The sequence below is a fragment of the Kaistia defluvii genome (assembly GCF_026343955.1).
Lineage (GTDB): Bacteria > Pseudomonadota > Alphaproteobacteria > Rhizobiales > Kaistiaceae > Kaistia > Kaistia defluvii.
Map to the genome: position 1 here is coordinate 729,826 of NZ_JAPKNI010000002.1, position 21,540 is coordinate 751,365.

Sequence of the window (21,540 nt, forward strand, 5' to 3'; positions counted from 1 at the left end):
CATAGCATTTGATTACAGAACGCTGTTCTGCATAACCGAACAAAGCGGATAAGCTCGACACGGGTTCCCGGGGGCCTTGTCGAAGCTGGTTCGCCTGAAAAAACGACCGTGCATCTATGACTGATACGGAAGGCGTCCTGTGCTGACGACATTCATCAACCTGTTCAATTTCGAAGGGATCGGGGATTATTTCCCGGATCTGATGCGCGGCGCCGCCATCAGCCTGCAGCTTACCTTCTGCGTCATGCTTATCGCCCTGCCTCTGGGGCTGTTGCTGGCGCTGGCGAAGATCGGGCGTTCGCGAATTCTGCGCATCATGGCTTCGTTCTACATCGAGGTCGTGCGCGGCACGCCCTGCCTGCTGCAGCTTTTCTATATCTACTTCGTACTGCCGGCCTTCGGCATTCGCTTTGATCCTTTCATGGCCGGTGTCATCGGCCTGTCGATCAACTACTCGGCCTATCTCGCCGAGGTGTATCGCGCCGGCATCGTCGCCATCCCGCACGGCCAGGTCGAAGCCGCCAAGGCGCTCGGCATGTCGCGCCGCAAGATGCTGCGCCTGATCATCCTGCCGCAGGCGATCCGCGTCGTCGTTCCGCCGCTCGGCAACTATTGCATCTCGCTGTTCAAGGATACGTCGCTGGTCTCCATCGTAACGGTGCGGGAACTGATCTTCACCGGCCAGATCATCTCGTCGACGAATTTCCAGTACTTCACCGTCTTCACGATCATCGGCGCCATCTACCTGTTCTTCTCCTATCCGGCGGCGCTGTTCGTCCGCTACCTGGAGAAGCGCATGGCGATCGGCGCACGCCGCCCGGTCGTGCCGATCGCTGCCGACGCCGTCGAAGGGACCACCAAGCCATGATCCGCCTCGAACGCATCAACAAGCATTTCGGCGCCCATCACGTGCTGAAGGACGTCTCGCTCACCGTCGACAAGGCGGAAGTCGTCTGCGTCATCGGCCCGTCCGGCTCGGGTAAGTCGACGATGCTTCGCTGCATCAACAACATGGAAGAGATCGGCAGCGGCACGATCACCATCGATGGCCAGCCCGTCTATCGCTACGAGAAGGACGGCAAGCTCGTCATCGACAGCGAGAAGCAGGTCGAGGCGATCCGCGCCAAGGTCGGCATGGTGTTCCAGTCCTTCAACCTGTTCCCGCACCTGACCGTGACGGAGAACATCACCGTCGCGCCGATCCATGTTCTCGGCCGGTCGCGCGGCGAGGCGACGGATATCGCGCTCGGCCTCCTGGAGAAGGTCGGCCTCGCCATGAAGGCGCAGGCCTACCCGCACGAGCTTTCCGGCGGCCAGCAGCAGCGCGTGGCGATTGCACGCGCCCTGGCCATGCGGCCGAAGGCGATCCTGTTCGACGAGGTTACCTCCGCGCTCGATCCCGAACTGGTCGGCGAGGTGCTGCGCGTCATGCGGGCGCTCGCCGACGAGGGCATGACCATGGTCGTCGTCACGCATGAGATGGGCTTTGCCCGCGACGTGTCCGACCGCGTCGTGTTCATGGCCGACGGCAAGATCGTAGAGAGCGGCAAGCCGCACGAGCTTTTCTCCGCGCCGCAGCAGGAGCGGACGCGGGACTTCCTGCGATCTGTCCTTGAGCGCAACCGGGAAATGGGCGCCGCGGCCAGTCAATAAAGCGTTTGCCTTCAACAAAAACAACGAGGGGACTATCCAGTGAAACTGACCAGTTTTGTTCTTGCTTCGGTCGTGGCCGGCGTGATGTCGGCATCGGTCGCCTGGGCCGGCGACATCGGCGTCGGCAACGCCACCTATGACGGCGGCGACGGCTCCTACAAGCGCGCCCGCGACGAAGGCATCACGCTGCTGATCGCTGCCGATCCGCCGAACACCTTCCAGGACGAGAAGACCAAGGAATATGACGGCACCGACGTCCGCATCTTCCGCGAGATCACCAAGCGTCTCGGCATCGAGAAGGTGACCTGGCAGCTCATCCCCTTCGACGCGATGGTGCCGACGCTGCTTTCCAAGCGTGGCGATGTGATCGTCGACAATCTGCATGAAAACGAGAAGCGCCTGAAGGTGCTGGCCTTCACCGGCCCGTCCTACTGGTATGGTTCGGGCGTCACGGTCGCCAAGGGCAACCCGCTCAACATCCATAGCTGGGACGACTTCGCCGGCAAGACCGTGGGGACGCTGCGCGGCTCGGTCAATCACGGCCTGCTCGAGAAGCGCACCGACCTGAAGGAGCTTAAGCTCTACACGAGCAACGAGGCCGAGTTCTCCGACATCATCGCCGGTCGTCTCGACGTCGGCATGGAAGACGACATCAAGGTCGGCCAGTTCCTGAAGAAGCACCCGGATGCCGCCATGGAGCTGGTTTCCGACTACAAGCCGCTTCCCGAGGAATATGGCTATGCCCGCTACGCGCTGCGCAAGGAGGACGTCGACCTGAACAGCGCCATCTCGCGCGCGCTGGCCGAAATCCGCGCCGATGGCACCATGTCCGCCATCATCAAGGAATTCGGCTACACCGACCGCAATCTCTGGTTCTTCCCGGTCGACAAGTAATCCCTTCCTCGCCGGTCCCCGGATCGGGCGAGGTTCTGATCGACTCTCTGGCAGGCCGGCTCACGCCGGCCTGTTTTCGTTGGGATAGCCCGCATTGCATTTGCTTCCCGCGCCAAGTCGCGCAAGGGTAGGGTGCGTCGACCCGCCGTCGCGCCGCAGCCGAGCGACCCGCGTTGCCGGCAACGCGGCCGATCCCCGGCCGGGTCTCCGACGAACCCATTGGGAGCACGCGCATCAAGCGCGACACGGCCGTCCGGCCGGTGGAAACGAAAGAACAGGACATGAAGAAGCGGCAGCTTGGGCGCACCGGCGCTCAGATCTCGGAAATCGGCTTCGGCGCCTGGCAGATCGGTGGATCCTGGGGCGATGTCAGCGAGGAGGACGGCAAGAAGGCACTGAACGCGGCCCTCGACGCCGGCGTCACCTTCATCGACACCGCCGACGTCTATGGCGACGGCCGCTCCGAGAAGATCATCGCCGAAGTGCTGAAGGCGCGCGGCGGCGACCGTCCCTTCGTCGCCACCAAGGCGGGCCGCCGCCTCAATCCCCATGTCGCCGAGGGCTATACCGGCGCCAATATCGAGGCCTTCATCGATCGCAGCCTGAGTAATCTGCAGGTCGAGACGCTGGATCTCGTGCAACTGCATTGCCCGCCGACCGACGTCTATTATCGGCCCGACTTTTTCGGCGAACTCGACGACCTCGTGGCCAAGGGCAAGATCCGCAATTACGGCGTCTCGGTCGAGCGGGTCGAGGAGGCGCTGAAGGCGATCGAATATCCCAACGTCGCCACCGTCCAGATCATCTACAACATCTTCCGCCAGCGCCCGCAGGATCTCTTCTTCGCCGAGGCGAGCGAGAAGAACATCGGCGTCATCGTCCGGGTTCCGCTGGCATCCGGCCTGCTCTCGGGCAAGATCACCCGCGACACCGCCTTCCGGGCCGACGACCACCGCAACTTCAACCGGAATGGCGAGGCGTTCGACGTGGGCGAGACCTTTGCCGGCGTGCCGTTCGAGGTCGCGCTCCAGGCCGTCGAGGAATTGCGCCCGCTGCTGCCGGCCGATGTCGCGATGGCGACCTTCGCGCTGCGCTGGATCCTGCTGCAGCAGGCCGTGTCGGTGGTAATCCCCGGCGCCCGAAACGAAGCGCAGGCCCGGTCCAATGCGGCGGCGAGCGACGCGCCCGGTATCTCGCCGGAGAACCGCGCCCGGATCGTCGAAATCTATGACCGGCTGGTCAAGCCGCACGTCCACCATCGCTGGTAGGCGTTGGGCCGGCATGGTCCGGCCATCGCCATGAAATCGAAGCCCGGCCTGTCTCGCGACGGGCCGGGCTTTTTTCTGGTCCGTCAGGCAGTAGGCTCGTGCTTGTCGAGGAAGGCCTCGATATCGAGGCTTCTGAAATCGAGCAGCGTCTCGCGCAGCCGGGCATGCGGCCAGTCCCACCAGGCGAGCGCCATCAGCCTGTCCGCGATCGCTTCGGGGAAGCGCCGCTTGATCGGCGTGGCGGGCACGCCGGCGACGATCGTGTAGGGCTCGACCGGCTTCGATACCACGGCACCAGCGGCGATGATGGCGCCGGTGCCGACGCTGACGCCGGCGAGCACCACTGCGCCATGGCCGATCCAGACGTCATGTCCGATGGTGACGTGATGATCACGGCGCCACTGGAAGAATCCGCTGTCGTCATCCTCGGCCATGCCATAGCGGCGGGCGCGATAGGTGAAATGATGCTGCGTCGCCCGCCACATCGGATGGTTGCCGGGATTGATCCGTGTCGATGCCGCGATCGAGCAGAACTTGCCGATCGTCGCATAATTGACCATTGCGTCGCGGTCGAAATAGCTGAAATCGCCCATCTCGACCTCGTCGAGCAGCACGCGCTCGCCAATGTCGACATAGCTGCCAAGCTTCGAACGGGTCACCACGGCGGTCGGGTGGATATGGGTGTCGAAGCCGAGAACGTTGCCGTCTTCGGGGCTTGCCGTTTTCGCAGTGTCCGTCGTTCCGGTCACGACCGGGCCTCGTCGGCGCGCCAGATCGAGCGGATGACGGGGTGGCCGTCGACCAGGCGGATGCGCAGCAGGTCGGCCCGCCGCCCCGGCTCGATGCGGCCGCGATCCGCGAGACCGAGCATATCGGCCGGCGTCGCGCTGACCGTCGCGACGGCCTGGGGCAGGGACATGCCGTTGGCCGCCAGCACGAAGGCGGCCTCGAGCAGGCTGGTCGGCACATAGTCGGACGAGAGGGCGTCGAGCAGGCCGTTGGCGGCCAGTTCGGCGGCACTGACATTGCCGGAATGCGAGCGCCCGAGCACGACGTTCGGCCCGCCCATGACGATCTTCATGCCGCGTGCGCGCGCCTGCTCGGCCGCCTTCAGCGTCGTCGGGAATTCGGAGATCGCCACACCCTCGTGCCGGGCGCGATCCACCTCCTCCGGCGTCGTGTCGTCATGGCTGGCGAGGGGAATGCCGCGCGCCGCCGCCTGTCGGCGGATCTCGGCGCGCTGCGGCGCCGAATAGGTTTCGCGGTCGGCGCGCCGCTGCGCGATGTAGGCGTCGAACTCCGCATCGGTCCAGACGCGGCCGTTCTTCTTGCGGCGGAAGGCGCGATAGATGGCGAGGTCGCTCCACTGGCCTTGACCGGGCGTGTGATCCATCAGGCTGATCAGGCCGAGGCGCGGATGGTCGGCATAGCGGCCAAAGATGTCGAGCGCGCCCGCGTCGGAAACCTCGCAGCGGAAATGCAGGAAGTGGTCGGCCTTGAGCAGGCCATGGGCGCGCGCCGCATCGAGGTTCTCGATGCTCTTGCGGATCATGGCGCGGCGTTCCCCGCCGCTGTCGTAATCGCCCATCGAAATGGCGTCGTAGACGGTGGTGACGCCGGCGCCGAACATGTCGCGGTCATGCGCCAGCACCGCGCCGATGGCCGAGGGCCAGGCGACGGCCGGACGCGGCGCGAAATGGCGCTCGAGATTGTCGGTGTGGACGTCGATCAGCCCGGGAAGCAGGAAATCGCCGTCCCCGTCGATCGCGTCCGCGTCGGCGCTGAGATCTGTGTCGATCGCCTGGATCCGGCCATCCCCGATCGTGACGCTGCCCCGGACGACCTCGTTCGGGAGGACGATCTGGAAATTGTTCAGGACGGTGTGCATGGCGATCCGGGAGACATGTCAGGTGAGCGGGCTGCTTGTCGCGCCCGATGGGCTGCACCTAAGCCTGCTTTGTTGCGGTTTCGTGACGGGTGGGCTGGCCGGAAGGGTGGAACACCCAGACGGCCGCGAAGCAGAGGGCAGGGCGCCGGGGCCGATTGACAGAAACCGTTCCTCCATGCAATTTGGGTAAACGATAACTCAGAGCCAAACGCCAATGGCCGACGCCAAAGTCTCAATGCAGGATATTGCCGGCCGGCTGGGCGTCTCGGTGAAAACCGTTTCGGGCGCGCTGCACGGCGGCTCCATCCGCATGTCGGACGAGACGCGCCAGAAGATCAAGGCGCTGGCGGATGAACTGGGCTATGTCCCCAATCTGGTGGCGCGCGGCATGCGTCAGGGCTTCTTGCCCATCCTCGGCATCGTCGCCGACGGCCTGATCACCCAGCCCTTCGCCACCGAGATCATGCGCTCCTTCGACAATGCCGCGCGTGCCGACGGCCTCTCGGTCGTGGTCACCAATATCGGCGGCCGCACGGTCGAGGCGAGCGTCGCGGAACTGCAGCGGCTGATGCCGCGCACCATCGCCTATGCGAGCATGTATCATCAGGTCGTCGCCATTCCGGAATCGCTGCGGGGCGTGATCTCGCTGATGATCAACTGCCGCGACGAGGCGGGCCTTATTCCGTCGCTGGTGCCGGCCGAGCAGGATGCGGCCGAGACGATCGTCGAACATCTTTTCGCGCATGAACGGCACAAGATTGCCTTCCTGAACCTGCCCGGCCTGATCGCGGCGCGGATGCGCGAGGACGGCTTTCGCGCCGCTCATGCCGCCCGTGGCATCGAGATCAACGAGGCCTGGATCCTGCCGGCGACGCGCGGCCCGCTCTATGCGGATCGCGCGCGCAGCCTGGTGCACGAGCACATCGCGGCGCTGTTTTCCGGGCCCGCGCGGCCCGATGCGATCCTGTGCGGCAATGACCGTGTCGCCATGGAAGTCTATGGCGCGCTGCGGCGGCAGGGCCTCGAAATTCCCGAGGACGTGTCGATCGCCAGCTTCGACAACCAGGTCGAGATCGCGGCCAGGCTCGACCCGCCGCTGACGACCATGGAACTGCCGCACCGCGCCATCGGTCGCCGCGCGGGCGAAATCCTGTCCGGCTACAGAAAGCCGGTGCAGAAGGTTGACGAGATTCCGTTTCGCCTCGTGGAGCGTGCCTCGGTCTGAGGTGACGAAACGGTTGAATTGAGCAAAACAGCTAGATTGGGAGGAGTTTGCAATGTCTGCTACTTTGGGTAATCGTTTACTGAAGGGCCTCGGCGCCGCGTCGGCGCTGAGCATCGCGGTCGGGGCGGGGCTTTCGGGCGCCCAGGCGGCCGAACTCAAGGTGATGTTCCAGGGCGACCCCTATGAGGTCACCATCATCACCGATGTCGCCAAGCGCTTCGAAGCGGCCAATCCCGGCACCACGGTGCAGCTGATCAATACGCCGCACGACGCCTATAACGAGAAGATCGGCGCGGCTGTCTCGGCGGGCTCGCTGCCCGACATCCTGCAGCTCGATGCACCGTTCCTGGCGAACTACGTCTGGTCGGGCTTCCTGCAGCCGGTCGGCAACCTGCTCGACAAGGCGCTGGTCGACGACATGACGGCCTCGAACGTCGCCCAGGGCACCTATCCGATCGACAAGGCGCTCTATGCCGTCGGCCTGACCGACAGCACGGTCGCGCTCTATGGCAGCCGCAAGCAGCTTGAGGAACTGAAGATCCGCATCCCGACCTCGGTCGAGGATGCCTGGACGCGCGATGAGTTCGAGGCGGCGTTGAAGACACTGTCCACCGCGCCGGGCGTCAAGTGGCCGCTCGACCTGTTCCGTTCCTATGGCAGCAAGACGGAGTGGATCACCTATGCCTATGAGCCGATCCTGGTCTCGATGGGGTGCGACGTGATCGACCGCACCAGCTGGAAGGCAACCGGAACGCTCGACGGCAAGGCCTGCGTCGACGCCGCGACCGAGATGCAGAACTGGGTCAAGCAGGGCTGGGTCGTGCCGCAATCGGCAGGACAGAACCAGTTCTACGCCGAGGGCCGGCCGGCAGCGCTCGCCTGGGGCGGTCACTGGTTCTACGCCGAGGCCAACGCCAAGATGGGTGACGACGTCGTGGTCATGCCGCTGCCGAAGTTCGGCGAGAAGGGCGTGAGCCCCAACGGCACCTGGATCTGGTCGGTCGCCAAGACCGCTTCCGATCCGGCCGCGGCCGGCAAGTTCCTGAGCTTCATGCTGCAGGATCCGGCCTACCGCGATGCCTATAAGGCGCATGCCGGCTTCCCCGGCCTGAAGTCCTTTGCCGCCGCCTCGCCGCTCTACGCCGACAAGGGTGCGATGGCCATCGCCTTCGAGCAGGCCGGCAAGAGCGCCGTCGCGCGCCCGCCGCATCCGGCCTACCCGACCATCACGCTCGCCTTCCAGAACGCGATGACCAACATCTTCGACGGCGCCGATCCGCAGGCCGAACTCAGCAAGGCCGCCAAGAAGATCGACGACGATATCCTGGACAATGACGGCTACCAGCCGTTCGGCCAGGCCGAGTAGGCCCACGCTTCTGTTCCCGCCGCGCCACTGCGCGGCTCGGGACTCTCTTCAAGAAGGACCCGGTCGCGCCCCGACGCGCGACCGGGAAACAAGTTCCGGGAGGCATCATTATGTCGAGCCAAGCGTCCCCCATGCCGGGTTCGGCATCGCCGGGGCCCATCCGCGCCGCCATGCCGCGTCGCAAGCCGCCGATCTGGGGCGGCCGTCTGCAGGAACTGGGCATGCTGCTGCCCGCCTGCATCCTGATCGCACTATTCCTGTTGCTGCCGTTCCTCTCGTCCTTCGAGATCGCGCTGACCAATCAGCGCCTGATCCCGCGCCCCGTGCCGGTGCGCTTCGTCGGACTCGGCAATTTCCAGCAGATCCTGACCGATTCCGCCTTCTGGACGGCGCTGTGGAACGTCACGCGCTTCACGGTGATGGTGCTGCCGATCCAGTGCGGCTTCGCGCTGGCGATCGCGCTGCTGCTGAACCAGAAGCTGCCCTTCCGCAATTTCTTCCGCGGCCTGTTCTTCCTGCCGGCGATCACCTCGATGGTGGTCGTCTGCGTGATCTGGTCGACGCTGTTCCAGTATCCGACGGGACCGTTCAACCAGATCGTCGGATTCCTCTCCTTCGGTCTGGTCGGCCCGATTGACTGGCTCGGCGACCCGAACTGGGCGATGCCGTCGATCGTGCTGCTCTCGGCCTGGCAGGCCTATGGCTTCCAGATGATCGTCTATCTTGCCGGGCTGCAGAACATTCCCGAGACGCTCTACGAGGCGGCCGAACTGGACGGCGCCAACGCATGGCAGCGCTTCTGGAACGTCACCATGCCGAGCCTGCGCCAGACGCATATCTTCGTGCTGATCATCACCACCATCCAGGCTTTCAAGCTGTTCACCCAGGTGAACATCCTGACCCAGGGCGGTCCGCGCGGCACCACCGACACGCTGGTCCACTACATGTTCACGGCCGGCTTTGTCGACCAGCGGCTGGGCCTCGCCTCGGCTGTCGCCATTCTCCTGTTCCTGATCGTGCTGGTGGTCTCGCTCGTTCAGCGCTTCGTCGTGAGGGATCGTCGATGAGCACGGTGGTATCCACCTCCACCCCGTCGCCGGTCGCCAAGGTCTCGGCCAAGCCCGACATCGGCGCGATCGTCAAGTTCGTCGCCGTGCTGATCATCGCGCTGGTGGTGATCTCGCCCCTGTTCCTGCTGTTCGTCGCCAGCCTGAAGCCGGACCGCTTCCAGATCCTCGCCGATATGGGCAGCTTCCGCGCCTTCTGGGTGTCCGAACCGTCGCTGCAGAACTTCACCGATATCGCGACCTTCGGCGGCGCGCTGCCCTTCGGACGCTATCTGGTCAACTCGCTGATCATCCTGTTCTGCACGGTGCTGGGTGGCGTGTTCCTGAACTCGATGGCCGCCTTCGTGCTGGCCTGGGGCCGGTTGCCCGGCCGGGCCTTGGTGCTCACCGCGCTGATCGGGCTCTATATCGTGCCGCAGGAATCGATCGTCCTGCCGCTGCTCAGCCTGGTCAACAAGGCCGGCCTCGGCGACAGCTTCGCGGCGCAGATCCTGCCCTGGATGGCGAGCCCCCTCTATATCTTCCTGATCTACCAGTTCTTCATCCAGGTGCCTCGTGACATCTATGACGCTGCCACCGTCGACGGCGCCTCGCCGTTCCGGATCTACTGGTCGGTGTTCCTGCCCCTGAGCCTGCCGGTCCTGGCCACTGTCGCCATCCTGCTCGGCATCGAGACCTGGAACCAGTATCTCTGGCCGCTGATGGTCACCCAGACCGATTATGCGCGCCCGATCTCTGTCGGCATCGCCAGTTTCTTCGGCCATGACAGCGTCTACTGGAACAGCGCCATGGCCGCCTCGGTGATGATGATGGTGCCGGTGCTGATCTTCTATCTCGCCTTCCAGAAATGGTTCGTCAGTTCCTTCATCAGCTCCGCCGTCAAGTGCTGACACCACTATGGATACCCTTGCGACAATGGAAGACCTTGCAATGACCGAGTTCGAAGCCGACCTGGACGCCGGCGATATCGTCCATCTCTGGCAGAAGGCGCCGTCGCGGACGGCGCTTTCGGAAGTCGTCGTCACCGGGGGCGGAAGCCAGCCGGTGCGCCGGGCGGGCGCGCATTCCGACGATTTCACGCGCTCCGTTTTCGAGGCGCCCGTGGCGGGAACCTACCGCTTCGGCTGGCAGGAGCCGGGAACGGCCGTGTCGCTGGCCTATGGCTTTACCCCGGCGCGCGTGGCCGGGGAGGGCGTGCGCCTGCTCCACACCACCGAGAAAAACCGCGCCAGCGGGGCTCGCTACAAGCTGCACTTCCAGGCGCCCTGGGGCTGGATGAACGATCCGAACGGCCTCTGCCAGATCGATGGCGCCAGCCACCTCTTCTACCAGCATTATCCGCACAGCCTGCGATGGAACACGATGCACTGGGGCCACGCGGTCTCGGAAAACCTGGTCGACTGGATCGACCAGCCGATCTTCCTCGAGCCCCGCGCCGAACTACTGGCCGATAACGGGCTGACGGGCGGGGCCTTCTCTGGCTCGGCCATTCCGCATGCCGGGGGCGGCGTGCGCGTCTTCTATACGGATCGCGAGGACGACCGCGAGCCGAGCCAGGAATGGCAGATCACGACGGTGTCGCGGGACATGCTGTCGGCCGGACCTTCGACGCCCATCATCACCGACAGGCCGTCCATCCCGAATTTCGGCAAGGACATTCGCGATCCCTATGTCTTCAAGGGACCCGATGGCCTCTGGAAGATGGTCGTGGCCGGCGCCGACGATCGCGGCGGCCTGGTCCTGCTCTATGAAACGCGGGATCCCGAGGCGGCGGACGGCTGGTCATATGTGGGCATTCTGCATCGCGAGCCGCTGTCGCGCAGCCTCCCGGCAGAATGCCCGGGCCTGGTGGCGCTCGACGGCGAGGGGGAGGGGCTCTACGCTCTCATCTTCGGCATCATCGGATATCGGGACGAGGCGACCCGCCGCCGCAATCTGAGCTACGCCATCGTCGGCCGCTTCGACGGTCGCATGTTTGAACCGATGGCGCGCCGCGAGGTCGATTTCGGCACCGACTGCTATGCGATCCAGGCATTCCAGCATGCGGATGGCCCGGTCGGCATCGCCTGGGCCGCGAACTGGACCGATGTCTTCAAGGATCGTGACTTTGCTTCCGCCATGACCTTCCCGCGCCGCTTCATCTGGCAGGACGGCCAGCTGCGCATGCCGCCGGTCGAGGGCGTCAAGGCATTGCGGACCGGCGTCGCCACCGAGGCTCTCGCCGGCGCCGGCTCTGTGCCGCTCGCGGGCGGCCTTGGGGAAATCGAGATCGAGCTGGCGACACCGGGCGCTCCGTTTCGGCTCGACTTCGCCCATCCCGATCATGGCATTGCGCTGGTCTATGACGGCGCGGTGCTGGAGCTGATGTTCGATCCGCCGGGCAACCGCGTCGTGCCGCGCTACCTGACGTCGACGACGACACTCAAGACCGTCCGCATTTTCGTCGATGTCGGCCTGATCGAGATCTATGCCGATGACGGTCTGCAATGCGCCACCAAGCGGCTCGACAGCGACCAGCCGATCAGCGCGATTGAGCTCCATGTCGATCCGGCAATAGTCCAGACAGCCAAGCTCTGGAACCTGCGGTCGAGGCTTGGCGCGGCCGCCTGAGCGGCGCGCACCGGCAGATCATTCGTCTTGCGAATTGGGGCCGGCTTGTTCCTGCCCCTTTTTCGTATCCGTGGCGCGGCCGTCCGGGACCAGCGCCCGGATATCGGCGAAGATGGATTCCCACGCCCCGTCGTCGAACTGCGCGAGGCCGAGGCCACGCAGCAGGAACGCCCCCTCGGCGGCCAGAACGGCCGTCAGGGCACGCCGCCCGCCCGGCGACCGGGTGTCGAGCTTGTCCAGCAGCTCGCGGTAGTAGCCTTGGATCTCGCTCCGGTAGTCGGGTGTCTGCACCAGGCTCGCGAGCAGGGCGCTGGCGCGAATGGCAGAGACCTCGTCTTCGCGATGGCTGGCGTCGACATGCGCCGCTGCTGTGGAGTGGGGCTCGTCACCATGCGCCGCCAGATAGTCGCCCACCAGGCGTTCATAGGACTTTCCGGCCCGCTCGAACATGGCTTCGATCAGCGCATCCTTGGTGCCGAAGGAATAGAGCACGCCGCCCTTGCTGACGCCGGCCTCGCGCGCGACGGCGTCGATCGTCAGGCTGGTGACGCCACCCTTCGCGATCACGCGATCGGCTGCGTCCAGCAAACCCTCGCGATCAATCGTCGGCCGTCTGCCCATGTCTTTTCTCTTTTAATACCGTCTGGACGGATATATAGGTCCGTTCCCCGACGCCGGCAATCCCTGTTGCGCGGGAATGGAGAAGAGAATGACTGTCGCGCCGCGCAATCGCTGGCTGGTGCTCACCGCCGTGATCCTGGCGTTCCTGCCGGTGGTCGTCGACATGACGATCCTGCATATCGCTGTCCCTTCGCTGACCGTCGCGCTCCGTGCGTCGGGCACGGAAATCCTCTGGATCATCGACATCTATCCGCTGATCATGGCGGGCCTTCTCGTGCCGATGGGCACGCTGGGAGACCGGGTCGGGCATCGTCGGCTGATGTTGACCGGCTTGACGATCTTCACGCTGGCCTCCGTCTGCGCCGCGTTTTCGCAGACGGCGTTGATGCTGATCCTGGCGCGTGTCCTGCTGGCCATCGGCTCGTCGATGATCATTCCGAGCGTGCTGGCCATCATCCGCCAGACCTTCGAGGATCCGAAGGAGAGGGCGCTGGCGCTCGGCGTCTGGAGCACGGTCGCCTCGGCCGGCGCAGCGATCGGCCCGCTGGCGGGTGGCTTCCTTCTGGAGCATTTCTGGTGGGGATCGGTATTCCTCATCAACGTGCCGATCATGCTGGTCGTGCTGCCGGTGGTGTACCTGTTCATTCCCAATCGGCCGCTTGAGGCCCAGGGCAGCTGGAAGATCGGGCATGCCCTGCTGCTGATCGCCGGCCTGATCTCTACCGTCTATGCGGTGAAGACCGGCTTCAAGGTCGGGCCGTCCGTCTGGGTCTTTGGCGTCCTGGGGATGGGTCTCGTCCTGATGGCCTGGTTCGCGCGGTTGCAGATCGTCGGTTCCCAGCCGCTGCTCGACCTGTCGCTGTTCCGCAAGCCGGCGATCTCGGTCGGCATGTTGATGGCCTTCGTCGCCTCCGGCTCGCTCGCCGGCTTCGAACTGCTGCTGGCGCAGGAACTGCAATATGTCTATGGCCGGACGCCGCTTCAGGCTGGCCTGTTCATGATGCCGCTCGTCGTCGCCTCCGCGATTGCCGGACCGATCGCCGGCAAGCTCGCCGGGCGCTTCGGCCTGCGCTGGCTCGGCACGGTCGGTCTTGCCGCCGCGGCCACGGCGTTGTTCGGCATCAGCCAGTCGAACATTGGCGGCGACGGCGCCGTCATCGGTTGCCTGATGGCGGTGCTTGGCTTCTCGCTCGGCGTGGGCCTGCTGGCCTCGTCCGCCGCCATCATGGGCGCCGCGCCCGTCGAGAAGGCCGGCGCCGCCGGTTCGCTGGAGGCGACGGGCTACGAACTCGGCGCCGGCCTTGGCATCACCTTTTTCGGCGTCCTGCTCAGCACCATCTATCGCAGCCATTTCAGCAGCATGGCGGGCCTCGGGCCGGATCGCGATGCCGCGTCCGGCTCGATCGGCGAGGCCATGGTGATCGCCAGGCAGGTCGGCGGTCCGGAGGGCGAAGCGATCGCGGCGGCCGCCCGCACGGCCTTCGCCAGCGCCCATGGCTCCGTGCTGATGGTGACGGCCGCCCTCATCGCGGTCCTGACCGTGGTGGTGTTCGTGGCCCTGCGCCACGAGAGCGTGCCGACGGGCGCCGGTGCCACGGCGCACCATTGACCAAGAGGTCCCCTTCAGGCCGTCCTCCCCGGGGGCGGGCTGAAGGTCCCTCGCAGCGCGCCAACGACGCGAGTCTTGCATCAAAAAAGTATCAGCGCGACGATGGGCGTTTGGTAGCGCCCCTCTGCGGGGCCTCCTAAGGTCGCGTTATGCAGAGACCGCGTAAGTCGGCCTGCGGGAGTTGGATGCCTTGGGAAGGGCATCGAATGGGTGGGGAGGTCCGCCGTGACGCCAGATCTGGAAGTCGTGGATATTCGCCGCGGTGAATCCTACAAGGCTTGGGAGCACGGCTACCCGTTCCGCACGGTGCGCTGGCATTTTCATCCCGAATACGAACTGCATCATGTCGTCGCGACGCGCGGGCGCTATTTCGTCGGCGACTTCATCGGCGAGTTCGAGCCCGACAATCTGGTGCTGACCGGGCCGAACCTGCCGCATAACTGGATCAGCGACCTGCCGGAAGGCGCGACCGTGCCGCTGCGCTGCCGCATGGTGCTGTTCTCGCAGGAGTTCATCGGCAATCTGATGAGCGTGGCGCCGGAACTGGCGGCCTTCGACCGGGTCCTGGAACAGAGCCGGCGCGGCGCCCTGTTCCAGCCGACGACGGCGGCCGAAGCGGCTCCGCTGATGAAGGAAATGATCGATGCGCAGGGCATCCGCCGCATCGAGCTGTTCATCAACCTGATGGGCGTACTGAGCCGGGCCAGCGACATGCGCCCGCTCGCCAGTTCCCACTATCTGCCCGACCCCTCCGGCTATATGTCGGCCGGCATCAACAAGGCGCTCGCCTATATCGGCGAGCATCTGACCGAACCTTTCAGCGAGACCGATCTCGCCCAGATCGCCGGGCAGAGCGCCAGCGCGTTTTCCCGCAGCTTTCGCCGCCACACGGGCATGGCGCTGGTGCAGTTCGTCAATCGCCTGCGCATCAATCTGGCCTGCCAGCTGCTGATGAGCGACGGGGCGCAGCCGATCACCGAGATCTGCTACGCGGTCGGCTTCAACAATCTTTCCAACTTCAACCGCCAGTTCCTGACGCAGAAGGGCATGCCGCCCTCGCGGTTCCGGACGTTGCTGGCGGAGAATTCAAGGGTGGCAAAAGCCGCCTGAGAGCCGCGGAGGAGCAGGAGGACGTCGATCTCGGTCGAAGCCCAAGGTGAAGCGCTTGCCCGTTTCGCCAAGGGGAATGCTTTTCCGAAATTCCAAGAAGAAGGCAGGGCAAGGCAGTCTTGACGCGACGATCCCCAGGGATCCGAGCTGAACTGGCAAAGATCGGGATCTCCGAGGATTGCCAGGAACTGTCGGGCCGACAGCTTCTCATAAGCATAACATTGTCACAGGGAGAAGACGGAATGACCCAATTTGCTTGGAAACGCGTTGCCGCGCTGGCGCTGGCGACATCGGTGCTGGGGGGTCTCGCCGCCATGGCGCAGGCAGCGGAGGTCACGGACGCCACCGTGGCGTTCCTGATGCCCGACCAGGGCTCGACGCGGTACGAAGAGCATGACTATCCCGGCTTCAAGGCCGAGATGGCCAAGCTCTGCCCGGGCTGCAAGGTGATCTATCTCAACGCCGGCGCCGACGCGACGCGCCAGCAGCAGCAGTTTAATTCGGTCATTTCGCAGGGCGCCAAGGCGATCGTGCTCGATCCCGTCGACTCGGCCGCCGCCGCCTCCCTGGTCCAGCTCGCCCAGAGCCAGGACATCAAGGTCGTCGCCTATGACCGCCCCATCCCGGACGCCAAGGCCGACTTCTACGTTTCCTTCAACAATGAGGGCATCGGCAAGGCGATCGCGGATTCGCTGGTCGAGGAACTTAAGGCCCGCAACGTTTCGCCGGATACCGGCGGCGTGCTGCAGATCAACGGCTCGCCGACCGATGCGGCCGCCGGCCTGATCAAGAAGGGCATCCATGCCGGCCTCGACAATAGCGGCTACAAGATCCTGGCCGAATACGACACACCGGACTGGACCCCGGCCAAGGCGCAGGAATGGACGAGCGGCCAGGTGACGCGCTTCGGCGACAAGATCGTCGGCATTGTAGCGGCCAATGACGGCACGGGCGGTGGCGCCATCGCGGCCCTCAAGGCGGCCGGCGTCGATCCGGTCCCGCCTGTCACGGGCAATGACGCGACGATCGCGGCGCTGCAGCTGATCATCGCCGGCGACCAGTTCAATACGATCTCCAAGCCGAGCGAGATCGTCGCGGCGGCCGCCGCCAATGTCGTGATGCAGCTTCTGAAGGGCGAGACGCCGAAGGCGGAGATGGAGCTCTACAATACCCCGTCGCAGCTCTTCACGCCGGCTGTCGTCACGGCCAAGAACCTGAAGGCCGAGATCATCGACAAGAACATCACGCCGGCCGAAACGTTGTGCGTCGATCGCTATGTCGAGGGTTGCAAGGCGCTGGGCATTCTCAAGTAGGCGGCACCGCCCGGCCCCGTCCGGGGCCGGGCGGACAGCTTTCCGCGAACATTCCTGCAGAGGCTTGCCAAGCATGACCAATACAGAGCAAGGCGCTCGCCGCGTTCAAGACACCCCCCCGGCCGGAGATCCGGTCCTCAGCCTCCGGGGCATTTCCAAGCATTTCGGCGCCGTCTCGGCCCTGAGCGATATCGATCTCGACGTCCGCGCCGGCGAAGTCGTGGCGCTGGTCGGCGACAATGGCGCCGGCAAGTCGACGCTGGTGAAGATCCTTTCCGGCGTGCACCAGCCGAGCTCCGGCACCATCCGCTTCCAGGGCGAAACGGTAACGCTCGATGACCCGAGCGCGGCGCTGTCGCTGGGCATCGCGACGGTGTTCCAGGACCTTGCGCTCTGTGAAAACCTCGACGTCGTCGCCAACATCTTCCTCGGCAAGGAGCTCAATCCCCTGCAAATGGACGAGGTCTCGATGGAGACACGATCCTGGACCCTGCTGAACGAGCTTTCGGCCCGCATTCCCAGCGTCCGTGTCGCCGTCGCTTCGCTTTCGGGCGGGCAGCGCCAGACGGTGGCGATCGCGCGGTCGCTGCTGCTCAACCCGAAGCTGATCCTGCTCGATGAGCCCACGGCAGCGCTCGGCGTTGCGCAGACGGCGGAAGTGCTGGACCTGATCGAACGCGTGCGCGATCGCGGCCTCGCCGTGGTGATGATCAGCCACAATATGGAGGACGTTCGGGCCGTCGCCGATCGCGTCGTCGTTTTGCGCCTCGGCCGCAACAATGGCGAGTTCACCCCCGACGCCTCGAACGAGGAACTGGTGAGCGCCATCACCGGCGCCTCGAACAATTCGGTGTCCCGGCGCGCCGGCCGACGGCAGGCGCAGGCCGCCAGCCCCCATCCGGAGGCGGGCCTATGACCGACAAGAGCAAATCCGGCGCCGCGCCGATGCTCGACCGCCGCGACGAGCGCGTCACCCATGCCGCCGGCATCGGCGACACCATCCGTGCCTTTCTCGACCGCGTCCGTTCCGGCGATCTCGGCATGCTGCCGGTCATCGTCGGCCTGGTCATCATCTGGACGGTCTTCTCCATCCTCAATCCGGTGTTCCTGAGCCCGAACAACCTGGTCAATCTGCTGTTCGATTCCTCGACGGTCGGCATCATCTCGCTCGGCATCGTCTGCATGCTGATGGTGGGCGAGATCGATCTTTCGGTCGGGTCGGTCAGCGGCGTCGCCTCGGCGATCCTTGGCGTGCTCTGGGTCAACCAGGGTGTCCCCGCCGGTCTTGCCATCCTGGCGGCGGTGCTTTCGGGCGCGGCGATCGGCTATGTCTATGCTCAACTGTTCAACCGCTTCGGCATGCCGAGCTTCGTTGCGACGCTCGCCGGCTTGCTGACCTTCCTTGGCCTGCAGCTCTACCTTCTCGGCACGACCGGCTCGATCAATCTGCCCTATGGCTCGCCGCTGGTGCGGTTCGGCCAGCTGATGGTGATGCCGTCGATCGTCTCGATCATCCTGGCCGCCGTCCCCGGCGCGGTGATGCTCTACACGGGCCATCGCACGGCGGCCCGCCGCCGCGCCGCCGGCCTGTCGTCGCAATCCTCGGGCGGGATCATCGCCCGCGCTGCGGCGGTGACGATCGTGGCCGAACTGGTCGTCGCCTATCTGAACCAGGGCCGCGGCGTACCGTGGATGTTCGGCCTGTTCGTCGGCCTCGTGCTGGCCATGCAATATGCACTGACGCGCACGCGATGGGGCCGGTCGATGTTCGCCGTCGGCGGCAATCGCGAGGCAGCCCGGCGCGCCGGCATCAACGTCCGCGCCATCTACACCAGCGCCTTCGTGCTGTGTTCGACGCTGGCGGCCTTTGGCGGCGTGATGGCGGCCTCGAGGCTGGCATCCTCCAGCCAGCAGGCCGGCACCGGCGACGTCAATCTCAACGCCATCGCGGCTGCGGTCATTGGTGGCACCAGCCTGTTCGGCGGGCGCGGCAGCGCCTATTCCGCGCTGCTCGGCATCATCGTGATCCAGTCGATCTCGAGCGGCCTGACCTTGCTCGATCTGTCCTCGTCGCTTCGCTACATGATCACCGGCGGCGTGCTCGCCATCGCTGTTATCGTCGACTCGCTCGCCCGTCGTTCGCGCGCCAGCCACGGTCGCGCCTGATCCGGAAAACCCGATCGGCGCCCCGCGGGATCGCGCCGGTCTCCATCCTTGCCGATGTCGGGCAGACAGCTCTGCTGCCCGGGCGGGATGGCTTGTCCCGACGTTCCGGCGTCACCGTCGCGTTGGCGCCCCTCATCCCCCTTGCTGAAGAAGGAAGACGATCGTGATCCTCAGGAGAGGCGAAGGCCAGTCCGTTCTCGTCACCGGTTCGTCGCGCGGCATCGGCCGCGCCATCGCGCTGCGCTTCGCGGCCGAGGGCTACCATGTCGTGGCGATGGACATTCCCCGGCAGGAAGCCGAACTGAAGGAAGCCCAGGCGCTGATCCGCGACGCCGGCGGCCGCTGCGACCTCGTCTTCGGCGACGTCAGCGATCCCGAATCCGTCAAGACCTTCGTCGCCGAGGCCAGGGCGATCGCCGGCCATATCGACGTGCTCGTCAACAATGCCGGTGTCCTGTCGCTGGCGCTGGTCGACGACATCGCGCCCGACGAATGGGACCGCATGTATGACGTCAACACAAAGGGCACGTTCCTGGTCTGCAAGGCGCTGCTCGCGCAATTCCGCGAGGCGGGTAAGGGCCGCATCGTCAACATCGCCTCGATCGGCGGCAAGCGCGGCGCCCCATTGCAGGCGCATTATTGCTCGTCCAAGGCGGCGGTCATCAGCTTCACCCATATCCTCGCGCAAGAAGTCGCCAGGGACGGCATCACGGTGAACGCCGTCTGCCCGGGGATCATCGATACTGAGATGGGCCGCAACAACTATCGCGACGCCGCGGCGCTACAGGCGGTGAAGGACAAGACGGCCATGGGCCGGCTCGGATACCCCGACGATGTGGTTGGCGCCGTCGCCTTCTTCGCCTCGGACGACGCCTCGTTCATCACCGGCCAGGCGCTGAACGTCTGCGGGGGCATTATCTTTCACTGAGACAGGCTCTCCCCCCGTCCGCCGTCGGAAAGGGGGGAGCCTGCTTTGGTTCCGGCAGCTACTCCGCGACAAGCCCGACCGTGGCCAGAGCGTTCTCGGTCGAGGCGAGATCCGTATGCGTCAGGCCGCGAATGCCGAGGCCGGCGGCGAGGTCGACATATTCGCCGGTGTTGTCGACGTAGAACACCTGCTCCGGCCGGGTCATCGAGACCTCGAGCGCGATCTTGAAGATATCGATGTCCGGCTTGCGGACATGGACGAAGCTGGACGAGATGAAGATATCGAACAGGCGGTCGAGGCCGAAGGTCTCGATTCTGTAGGCATTCAGTTCCTTCGCTTCGTTGCTGACCGCGACCAGCTTCAGCCCATGGCGCTGCTTGAGCCTGGGAAACAGCGCCAGCATGCCGGGATCCGGCTGCGACTGCGCGCACATGAACTGCCAGAACGACTCCCGGCTGAAGGCGCGCGGCTCGTTGAAGATCACCTGGGTAAGATAATCGTCGAGGCTGAGGCGGCCCTTCTCATAGGCGTCGACATGCGCCTGATGCCGGGCCTCCATCGCCTCCCAGTCAAGCCCGAAGGTTTCGGCGGCGCGATGGCGAGAGGTGTGGTCCCAGCCATTGGTCAGCAGCACGCCGCCAATGTCCAGGAAGAGGGTGGTGATCCCCGAAGGTGCCGGCACGGGTCACTCTCCCGCATCGGACGAGGCGGCGCGGGTCGGCGCCAGCGGAACGATCGGCGGCTTGGCCTCGAGATGGCCGCCAAAGCCGAACCGCATCGCCGAGAGCATCTTGTCGCCGAAATGAAGCTCCATCCGGGTGCGAAAGCGGGCAAAGAGCGACGCGGTGAGCACGTCCGCGGGAACCGATTCCTCGATCGCGGCCTGAACCGTCCACCGCCCTTCGCCGGAATCCTGCACGAAGCCGGAGAACTCCTGCAATTGCGGATCGCGCGCCAGCGCGGCGGCGCCGAGATCGAGCAGCCACGAGGTGATGACGCTGCCGCGCCGCCAGACTTCGGCGATCTCGGCGATGTTGAGCGTGAAGCGCTCGTCTTCCGGCAACTCGGTCGAATCCTTGTTGCGCAGGATGTCGAAGCCCTCGGCATAGGCCTGCATCAGCCCGTATTCGATGCCGTTATGCACCATCTTGACGAAATGGCCGGACCCGGCCGGTCCGGTGTGGATGTAGCCCCGTTCGGCCCGCGAGACGGCTTCGCCGAGGCCCGGCGTTCGGGGGATGTCGCCAAGGCCCGGAGCGAGCGTCGCAAAGATCGGGTCGAGATGCTCGACCGCTTCCTTGGTGCCGCCGATCATCATGCAATAGCCGCGATCGAGCCCCCAGACGCCGCCCGAGGTGCCGCAATCGACATAGCGGATGCCCTTTTCCGCGAGGTGGCGGGCCCGGCGGATATCGTCCTTGTAGAAGGCGTTGCCGCCGTCGATCAGGATGTCCTCCGCCTGGACAAGGCCTTCCAGCTCATGGATCGTGTCCTCGGTGATCTTGCCGGCAGGCAGCATCAGCCAGATGGCGCGGGGCCGTTCGGTCAGCGACGAAACCATCCCCTCCAGCGACCGGACGACGATCGCGCCCTCGATCGCCAGGGCCTCGCCCGCCGTGGGATTGCGGTCGTAGACTACGCAGCGATGTCCGGCCCGCATCAGGCGGCGTGCGATGTTTCCGCCCATGCGGCCCAGTCCGATTACACCAATCTGCATTTCAGGAATTCCTCGCGAGAATGTTGATGGGCAAGCTTGGCAGGGAGGGAGAAAGCTCGGGAGCCTCGGGCTCGTCGTCTCTCTGTCCGGGGGAGGCGACATCGG

Annotated in this window: 20 protein-coding genes; 15 read left to right on the top strand and 5 right to left on the bottom strand. The window is 65.3% G+C overall.

Annotated elements, in window-relative coordinates; all coding sequences use genetic code 11:
• The first annotated feature begins 139 nt into the window (after window positions 1-139).
• From OSH10_RS07680 to OSH10_RS07695, 4 genes are all read left to right on the top strand, one after another.
• On the top strand, window positions 140-868 hold the full coding sequence (locus OSH10_RS07680; RefSeq protein ID WP_266331065.1) for an amino acid ABC transporter permease: 729 nt from the start codon (window positions 140-142) through the stop codon (window positions 866-868).
• Entirely contained in the window at window positions 865-1,653 is a 789-nt protein-coding gene (ehuA, locus tag OSH10_RS07685; protein ID WP_266331066.1) for an ectoine/hydroxyectoine ABC transporter ATP-binding protein EhuA, read from the top strand. Before OSH10_RS07680 ends, ehuA begins: the two co-directional genes overlap by 4 nt.
• A gap of 39 nt (window positions 1,654-1,692) precedes the next feature.
• Entirely contained in the window at window positions 1,693-2,547 is an 855-nt protein-coding gene (locus tag OSH10_RS07690) for a substrate-binding periplasmic protein (protein WP_266331067.1), read from the top strand.
• A 281-nt stretch (window positions 2,548-2,828) separates the two neighbouring features.
• Entirely contained in the window at window positions 2,829-3,815 is a 987-nt protein-coding gene (locus tag OSH10_RS07695; protein WP_266331068.1) for an aldo/keto reductase, read from the top strand.
• Window positions 3,816-3,898: 83 nt separating this feature from the next.
• Here the strand turns inward: OSH10_RS07695 and OSH10_RS07700 are convergent, their stop codons facing one another.
• Window positions 3,899-4,564 carry a DapH/DapD/GlmU-related protein gene (locus OSH10_RS07700; RefSeq protein WP_266331069.1) on the bottom strand — a complete coding sequence of 222 codons (666 nt, stop codon included), beginning with the start codon at window positions 4,562-4,564 and terminating at the stop codon, window positions 3,899-3,901.
• The gene (locus OSH10_RS07705; RefSeq protein WP_266331070.1) at window positions 4,561-5,703 is read right to left on the bottom strand and encodes an alpha-D-ribose 1-methylphosphonate 5-triphosphate diphosphatase; all 1,143 of its coding nucleotides are present in this window, start codon (window positions 5,701-5,703) and stop codon (window positions 4,561-4,563) included. Before OSH10_RS07705 ends, OSH10_RS07700 begins: the two co-directional genes overlap by 4 nt.
• A 214-nt stretch (window positions 5,704-5,917) precedes the next feature.
• On the opposite strand from OSH10_RS07705, the gene OSH10_RS07710 reads away from it, so the two are divergent.
• The 5 genes from OSH10_RS07710 (at window position 5,918) to OSH10_RS07730 (ending at window position 11,971) form a co-directional block, all read left to right on the top strand.
• Window positions 5,918-6,928 (top strand): LacI family DNA-binding transcriptional regulator, encoded by a 1,011-nt coding sequence (locus OSH10_RS07710; RefSeq protein ID WP_266331071.1) that lies wholly within the window; start codon window positions 5,918-5,920, stop codon window positions 6,926-6,928.
• Between the two features lie 52 nt (window positions 6,929-6,980).
• Window positions 6,981-8,294 (top strand): extracellular solute-binding protein, encoded by a 1,314-nt coding sequence (locus OSH10_RS07715; protein ID WP_266331072.1) that lies wholly within the window; start codon window positions 6,981-6,983, stop codon window positions 8,292-8,294.
• A 170-nt stretch (window positions 8,295-8,464) separates the two neighbouring features.
• Window positions 8,465-9,361, top strand: a complete 897-nt coding sequence (locus OSH10_RS07720) for a carbohydrate ABC transporter permease (RefSeq protein WP_266331148.1) — start codon at window positions 8,465-8,467, stop codon at window positions 9,359-9,361.
• The gene (locus OSH10_RS07725; RefSeq protein WP_266331074.1) at window positions 9,358-10,251 is read left to right on the top strand and encodes a carbohydrate ABC transporter permease; all 894 of its coding nucleotides are present in this window, start codon (window positions 9,358-9,360) and stop codon (window positions 10,249-10,251) included. The genes OSH10_RS07720 and OSH10_RS07725 overlap by 4 nt, the downstream gene beginning before the upstream one ends.
• A 40-nt stretch (window positions 10,252-10,291) precedes the next feature.
• The gene (locus OSH10_RS07730; protein WP_266331075.1) at window positions 10,292-11,971 is read left to right on the top strand and encodes a glycoside hydrolase family 32 protein; all 1,680 of its coding nucleotides are present in this window, start codon (window positions 10,292-10,294) and stop codon (window positions 11,969-11,971) included.
• Between the two features lie 18 nt (window positions 11,972-11,989).
• On the opposite strand, the gene OSH10_RS07735 is transcribed toward OSH10_RS07730, so the two are convergent.
• Window positions 11,990-12,592 (bottom strand): TetR/AcrR family transcriptional regulator, encoded by a 603-nt coding sequence (locus OSH10_RS07735; RefSeq protein WP_266331076.1) that lies wholly within the window; start codon window positions 12,590-12,592, stop codon window positions 11,990-11,992.
• Window positions 12,593-12,680: 88 nt separating this feature from the next.
• On the opposite strand from OSH10_RS07735, the gene OSH10_RS07740 reads away from it, so the two are divergent.
• From OSH10_RS07740 to OSH10_RS07765, 6 genes are all read left to right on the top strand, one after another.
• Window positions 12,681-14,201 (top strand): MFS transporter, encoded by a 1,521-nt coding sequence (locus tag OSH10_RS07740; RefSeq protein ID WP_266331077.1) that lies wholly within the window; start codon window positions 12,681-12,683, stop codon window positions 14,199-14,201.
• 225 nt (window positions 14,202-14,426) lie between these two features.
• Window positions 14,427-15,311, top strand: a complete 885-nt coding sequence (locus OSH10_RS07745; protein ID WP_266331078.1) for an AraC family transcriptional regulator — start codon at window positions 14,427-14,429, stop codon at window positions 15,309-15,311.
• 242 nt (window positions 15,312-15,553) lie between these two features.
• Window positions 15,554-16,624, top strand: a complete 1,071-nt coding sequence (locus OSH10_RS07750) for an ABC transporter substrate-binding protein (RefSeq protein WP_266331080.1) — start codon at window positions 15,554-15,556, stop codon at window positions 16,622-16,624.
• A 73-nt stretch (window positions 16,625-16,697) separates the two neighbouring features.
• Complete coding sequence (locus OSH10_RS07755; protein ID WP_266331081.1) at window positions 16,698-17,540, top strand: ATP-binding cassette domain-containing protein; 843 nt, start codon at window positions 16,698-16,700, stop codon at window positions 17,538-17,540.
• Window positions 17,537-18,790, top strand: a complete 1,254-nt coding sequence (locus OSH10_RS07760; protein WP_266331082.1) for a sugar ABC transporter permease — start codon at window positions 17,537-17,539, stop codon at window positions 18,788-18,790. Before OSH10_RS07755 ends, OSH10_RS07760 begins: the two co-directional genes overlap by 4 nt.
• A gap of 163 nt (window positions 18,791-18,953) precedes the next feature.
• Window positions 18,954-19,718: an SDR family NAD(P)-dependent oxidoreductase gene (locus tag OSH10_RS07765; RefSeq protein ID WP_266331083.1), complete on the top strand. Its 765-nt coding sequence runs from the start codon at window positions 18,954-18,956 to the stop codon at window positions 19,716-19,718.
• Window positions 19,719-19,776: 58 nt separating this feature from the next.
• Here OSH10_RS07765 and OSH10_RS07770 read toward each other — a convergent pair whose 3' ends face one another.
• Both OSH10_RS07770 and gnd read right to left on the bottom strand, forming a co-directional pair.
• Window positions 19,777-20,400 (bottom strand): HAD family hydrolase, encoded by a 624-nt coding sequence (locus OSH10_RS07770; protein ID WP_266331084.1) that lies wholly within the window; start codon window positions 20,398-20,400, stop codon window positions 19,777-19,779.
• A gap of 3 nt (window positions 20,401-20,403) precedes the next feature.
• A complete protein-coding gene (gnd, locus tag OSH10_RS07775; RefSeq protein WP_266331085.1) occupies window positions 20,404-21,537 on the bottom strand; it encodes a phosphogluconate dehydrogenase (NAD(+)-dependent, decarboxylating) in 1,134 nt (377 codons plus the stop codon).
• Between the last annotated feature and the right edge of the window lie 3 nt (window positions 21,538-21,540).

Coding starts and splice junctions, on each gene's coding strand:
- ehuA (WP_266331066.1), top strand. CDS start 865: ATGATCCGCCTCGAACGCATCAACAAGCATTTCGGCGCCCATCACGTG.
- OSH10_RS07695 (WP_266331068.1), top strand. CDS start 2,829: ATGAAGAAGCGGCAGCTTGGGCGCACCGGCGCTCAGATCTCGGAAATC.
- OSH10_RS07705 (WP_266331070.1), bottom strand. CDS start 5,703: ATGCACACCGTCCTGAACAATTTCCAGATCGTCCTCCCGAACGAGGTC.
- OSH10_RS07710 (WP_266331071.1), top strand. CDS start 5,918: ATGGCCGACGCCAAAGTCTCAATGCAGGATATTGCCGGCCGGCTGGGC.
- OSH10_RS07715 (WP_266331072.1), top strand. CDS start 6,981: ATGTCTGCTACTTTGGGTAATCGTTTACTGAAGGGCCTCGGCGCCGCG.
- OSH10_RS07720 (WP_266331148.1), top strand. CDS start 8,465: ATGCCGCGTCGCAAGCCGCCGATCTGGGGCGGCCGTCTGCAGGAACTG.
- OSH10_RS07725 (WP_266331074.1), top strand. CDS start 9,358: ATGAGCACGGTGGTATCCACCTCCACCCCGTCGCCGGTCGCCAAGGTC.
- OSH10_RS07730 (WP_266331075.1), top strand. CDS start 10,292: ATGACCGAGTTCGAAGCCGACCTGGACGCCGGCGATATCGTCCATCTC.
- OSH10_RS07735 (WP_266331076.1), bottom strand. CDS start 12,592: ATGGGCAGACGGCCGACGATTGATCGCGAGGGTTTGCTGGACGCAGCC.
- OSH10_RS07740 (WP_266331077.1), top strand. CDS start 12,681: ATGACTGTCGCGCCGCGCAATCGCTGGCTGGTGCTCACCGCCGTGATC.
- OSH10_RS07750 (WP_266331080.1), top strand. CDS start 15,554: ATGACCCAATTTGCTTGGAAACGCGTTGCCGCGCTGGCGCTGGCGACA.
- OSH10_RS07755 (WP_266331081.1), top strand. CDS start 16,698: ATGACCAATACAGAGCAAGGCGCTCGCCGCGTTCAAGACACCCCCCCG.
- OSH10_RS07760 (WP_266331082.1), top strand. CDS start 17,537: ATGACCGACAAGAGCAAATCCGGCGCCGCGCCGATGCTCGACCGCCGC.
- gnd (WP_266331085.1), bottom strand. CDS start 21,537: ATGTCGCCTCCCCCGGACAGAGAGACGACGAGCCCGAGGCTCCCGAGC.